Origin of the sequence: Candidatus Megaera venefica, from assembly GCF_034554655.1 — a bacterium.
Lineage (GTDB): Bacteria > Pseudomonadota > Alphaproteobacteria > Rickettsiales > Rickettsiaceae > Megaera_A > Megaera_A venefica.
Genome location: NZ_JARJFB010000125.1, coordinates 1 through 5,570, shown reverse-complemented (window position 1 = coordinate 5,570; position 5,570 = coordinate 1). Strand labels below are relative to the sequence as shown.

Genomic DNA, 5,570 nt, shown 5'->3' with positions numbered 1-5,570 from the left:
AAAAAATGAATGTGCGGTGATTTATTTTTGAAATTCTTGAAATTATATCAAAAATTTAGAGTTTTGACGGAGAGACTATCTGCTATTGCTCCGGCTGCTCTTTGTACTTTTGACCTGTCCTGATCAAGCTTCATACCTTTCGTTGACTCCATTTGATCTGTATAAATTTTATTTAGAGCCATTTTCCCTACTGAAGGAATTTTTGTACCTTCTGGGGGTTTGTCAATAATATCCATCATATCTTTAACCAATTTACCGTCTCCTTTACCTATCGCGGTAGAGATTGCCTCTAGAGCTTCTTGGGACGATTTTCCATTAAGCATCTCTAGAGCTTCTTTTCCATTATCTTTCTTAGGAGCACGAGGCAATGAAGTGTCGAGCACTTGTCTAATTTCTTGAACCTTATTCATAACTGCCGGGCTTACTTCTCCGCCAGTAATTGGATTGACGTTAATAGTAACCGTTTCAACCATCTGGCCCATTACCAATTTCGGTTTAGGTTCTTCTAGGGTAATTGTCTGTTTAGTCACAGTGACTGTTTCAACAATAGGACCCATGACCACTTTAGGAAAGTCAGGTATAATTCCTGTACTTACCTCAACTTGTGTTAAGTCTCCTGGCTTATCATAGCCATATACTTGCGCACCTAGATCTGTTTTAGTTAGACTTGCTTTCTTAGCTTGCAATTCTGCCTCAAATTTCTGAGCGTCAGTAAGAGGCTTTGCTTGATCTGGGCCTGTTTTTGCTGGTTGGTCATAGCCATACACTTGTGCACCAAGATCAGTCTTCTTTAAACCAGCTTTCTTTGCTTGCAATTCCTCAGCAGCACTAAGAGGCTGTACTTGATCAGGACCTGTTTTTGTTGGTTGGTCATAGCCATACACTTGTGCACCAAGATCAGTCTTCTTTAAACCAGCTTTCTTTGCTTGCAATTCCTCAGCAGCACTAAGAGGCTGCACTTGATCCGGACCTGTTTTTGCTGGTTTATCATAACCATATACCTGTGAACCAAGGTCTGTTTTAGTTAGACTTGCTTTCTTTGCTTGCAATTCCTCAGCAAAAGTTAGAGTAGCAGATGGCTCAATAGTAACTATCTTAGACATTTGTAGGACTGGTTCAACTGTTACTGCTTTTACCATCTCTAATGGCTCTATAGTAACTATCTTAGACATTTGTAGGACTGGTTCAACTGTTACTGCTTTTACCATCTCTAATGGCTCTATAGTAACTATCTTAGCTGTCTGTAGAGCATTTGGATCAATAACAGGTCCTGATTTCTTCAATATCTCTGGTTCTTGCAGTTCTTGTCCTACGGTACGTGGTGGCACACTAACTGAATCAACAGATTGCCCTACATCAACACCTAGACCATTATTGATAGCAACCTCTTTCATCATGTCTTTATACATACCTTGGGTTACAGGCAAGGTATAAACTTTCCCGTTACGCTCGATATAACCAATTGCATCATCTCCATCGCCCATGAACTTTACTGGTACCGGTGAGCTTACTTCCATAAGCTTGCCGTTATCGTCGTAATGGGCTGTAAAATACACAGCATCCTTTGCTGAAATATTTCGACCATTTTCATCTTTCACTGCCATTGAAAAATGTGCTGGTCCTTTACCATCTTTAAGTTCTAGTGGAAAATCTATTTGTCTATAGCTTTTTATATCTCTTGTTGTCCCATCTTCAAGCGTAACTCGTGTTGGCGTAGCATCAACTGTTGTTTCTTTTAGAGAAGCAACCTTTTCTCCTGCTTCGTTTGTAATTTCAGCAATACGAACTTTGGCGCCTGTTTCCTGAGCCCACCCAACATTTTTAAAACTATCTTTATGTGCTTCGTGTACTTTTTTATAACCTTCGACTTCAATCTTATTCATTGCTAACTGAGCATCTTTATTGCTCATTATCAATTTCACTATGTCTTTACCCTCAGGAGTGGCTAAAAAAACTCTAACCTCTTCAGGGGTCTTTTGATTAAATAAAGCTCCGTTTTCTGGAGTCATTGTCTTTGCGATCTCTCCCTGTAAATAGGCTTGTTGTTTTGTTATTACTTCATCACGAATAGCTTGAGTAATTTCGTCAACACTAGCAGATCCGAATGTATCTCTGGTGGCGACAACTGGCTCTAACCTATGTCTATCCCCAAAATCCATCAGCGCGGATTCCATTAGTGTTTGCTTAATTGGGTTATCTTTATGATATTTATCAACCAGGTCAAGAATGGGTTTTGCTTGCTCTGGCGTTAGGTCTTTTAACACTTCATCCAGACACCGAGTTAAAGTTCCGAGGTCATCTTTATCCTTAATATAGGCAACGCTTTGACTTAATTCAGCTACCGCTAATAATTGTTCCTTACTTAAAGGCCCGATTTCTAACTTGTTTACCTCTTCAGCAATCTGTTGATTAAGCTCATTAGCTTTAACAGATTCCTTAAGGGGGGCTAGAGCAGGGGCTACAAGGGCTTGTTTTTCTGGCTCATTTTTATGAAATTCTTCGAGACGGCCGATAAAACTGCTGGCTTGTTCTGGTGCTATTTTAACAAATTCTTCAAGAGCTGTGTTGAATCTCTTTTGACCTTCTAGATCTCCAATATTTTTCAGGCTTGAAGTTAGTTCAGCTACCTTGCCTAATTCGGAATCGTCTAACTGCCTTCCTGAGGCTTTTTCCAGATTTTTAGTAATAGAACCAAATAATTCATTACCTTTAATAGGTGCCAGAACAGGGCTTACAAGAGCTTGCTTGGTTGGATCATTTTTATGATATTTATCAACCAAGTCAATGATAGGTTTTGCTTGCTGTGGAGATAGATTTTTGACCACTTCATCAAGGCATATCTTTACAGTTCCTACGCCATCTTTATCTTTGAGCTGACCTACACTTTGGCTTAGTTCACTGACCATTAATAATTCAGGTTCAGTTAATTTTCTAGTGGCTAATCCTTCTAACTCTGTAGTAATTTGGTTATAAAGTCCTATAGTTTTAAAAGGTTCCAGAGCTGGTGTTACAAGAGCTTGCTTGGCTGAATCATTTTTATAATATTCTTCAATACGGCCACTAACACTTCCTACTTGACCAGGTGCGATTTCAGCAAATTCCTCAAGTGCCTTACTGAACCTGGCTGGACCTTCTGGATCACCAATATTTTTCAGGCTTGAGGTTAGTTCAGCTACTTTTTGCATTTGGGAGTCGTCTAATCTTGAGGATCCGCCCAAATCTTTAATAACAGCTCCCAAAAAGTCATTAGCTTTAGCTTGTGCAAGCTCTTTTTTAGGTGTTTCTACAACTGGTACCATCCCATTATCTAACCCGAAGGTCTTCAGAGACGATTCTACAAGCGTTTGCTTGACCGGATCGCTTTTATGATAGCTTGCAACTAGTTCAGTAATGGGACCGAGTTTGCTAGCTTCCAATCCAGTAACCCTTAGAAGCGATTGAAGGCCTTTGTCTAATGAAAGCGTAGCTTGCTCATCACCAACATGTGCTACATTATCAGTTAGAAAGCTTACTTCAGCCATGTCCTCTAAATTTAAGGATCTACCCAATGCTGTTTCTAGCGCGCTAGAAAGCTCGCTATGAAGCTTTTCTTGTGGAGTTTTCTCTGGTGGTTTCATTATTAAAACTCATAATTAGTATTATATGGCATATTCTACATATGCTCAATTATGAACTAATGGTATTTTATTTCATTATCTAATTCAACTAATTATACCAAGCGGGGATCATAATATTATTTATTTTTGACAAAAACTCTACGCTTGTTGTAATCAATTATTTCAATGCTAAAAGCAATAGTGTTATTTGGCAAAATCGCATCTATAAGTTCTGGCCATTCAATTAGACATACATTAGCAGTCAGGGCTTCTTCAATGCCTAGTTCATAAATCTCAGAAATATTTTTAAGTCGATAGAGGTCATAATGGTAGATAGAACAATCTTTCCAATCGTAAATTTGAAGCAAGTTAAATGTCGGACTTGTAACGTTTGTCTCAGAGCCGCATAGTTGTTTGATGATCTGACGACAAAGAAATGTCTTGCCAGCGCCAAGATCGCCACTAAAGGTTAGCACATCGCCTGGTTTAATATTATTTGATATTTGAATGGCTAAATTTGTGGAATCTTCTTCATTATATAGAATATATTCCCCAGTTTTAATTGACATTTATAGCAAACCGCATTGAGTTAGGTGATAAAATCCTATCCTGGCGAGTAGTCTATTTGGAGTATATCCAGAAGAAAAGTCATCTAGGGCAAAGCGCCTGTCATACCGGGTTTGATCCGGTATCTTCTTTAGTTGCCAGAGATCCTGAAACAAGTTCAGGATGACAGTATTCTTAAGGAAAGTCTCAGAACAAAGGCGTGCGAAGCCCAACAAGTTTAGAATAATAGCCTTTGTTATAAGGCAATACGCGTCATCTCGGGCTTGACCCGGGATCTCAGAAGGTGGAAGGAGATCCTGATCCTGGGCCAGGTTCAGGATCACTATGATATTGAAGTTCTTCTGGGTCATGTTTAATTGCCTAATTCAACGTGCCGTACTAACAATTTTGGTTACAAATGTTGGCCTAATACCAGTATTTTTTGCATGCAGCGAAAGTGCAGTTAATTTATCTGCCAAAGACTCATGCATTTTATGAATAGTTAGTGAATTACCAGAAAGTACTAAAGCCGAATCAATACCGGATCTATTAGCCCCAAGAATATCAGTCTCAAACGTGTCGCCAATCATTAATATACGATCTTTGTTTATCTTGGGTTTACGTTGAAAGACAAGATCATATATTGATGTTTCTGGTTTGCCTGTGTAAATTACATCTCCACCATGTTGTTCTATGATCTTTGCAAAATGACCCGGGCAGTATCGCAAAATACCATGTTTTGGTATAGTTGTATCTGGGTTAGAGCAAATATTTAACAAATTTGGTAGTTTTGCTGCCCTTTCTAAGAATTCATCAAATTCGTGAATATCCTCATGTTCGTCACGAAAGATGCTTAATAATAATATGTCTGCTTCGTTTATATTGTTTGTTGGTGTATGTTCTATTTCAAGAAGAATATCATCGTTCCTATCTGAGCCAAGGTGGAATATTTTTGGTACGTTCTCATTTAGTGATTGCCTATAATCAACTATAAGCTGCCTTGCTAGGTCTCCTGAGGTGATAACCATCTCTGGGGTTACATCCAAAATACCCCAATTTCTTAAATTTCTGGCAACTATGAAATCTGGTCTTGGAGCATTACTTAAAAAAATAACATCTTTCTTTTTTATTATTTTATTTAGTGCTTCAACTATTCCCGGATAAGTATCGCCACCTTCTATTATAACGCCCCATAGGTCGAATAAAAATAGATCATAATCATCCATACACTCTTCGAGATGAGTCAAATTTAACTCAGACATAAGTTCTCCATATTTTGTATATTTGTTCTTTTTAATGCTTACGACCCTAAGGGTAAACTAGTAAATATCTTATTTTCTATCACGTTAAGGATACCAATGTCAAATCTACAAAATATGGAGAACTTATGTCTGAGTTAAATTTGACTCATCTCGAAGAGTGTATGGA

General features: G+C 38.3%; 3 protein-coding genes. All 3 read right to left on the bottom strand.

Translation table 11 applies throughout. The features are described 5' to 3' along the window. Positions 1 to 47: 47 nt before the first annotated feature. Positions 48 to 3,617, bottom strand: a complete 3,570-nt coding sequence (locus Megvenef_RS07150; protein WP_322777279.1) for a Sca4 family protein — start codon at positions 3,615 to 3,617, stop codon at positions 48 to 50. Between the two features lie 116 nt (positions 3,618 to 3,733). Continuing rightward, entirely contained in the window at positions 3,734 to 4,165 is a 432-nt protein-coding gene (gene tsaE, locus Megvenef_RS07145; protein WP_322777278.1) for a tRNA (adenosine(37)-N6)-threonylcarbamoyltransferase complex ATPase subunit type 1 TsaE, read from the bottom strand. Between the two features lie 363 nt (positions 4,166 to 4,528). Continuing rightward, positions 4,529 to 5,404, bottom strand: coding sequence for a TIGR01459 family HAD-type hydrolase (locus Megvenef_RS07140; protein ID WP_322777277.1), 876 nt, complete (start codon positions 5,402 to 5,404; stop codon positions 4,529 to 4,531). Positions 5,405 to 5,570 lie beyond the last annotated feature (166 nt).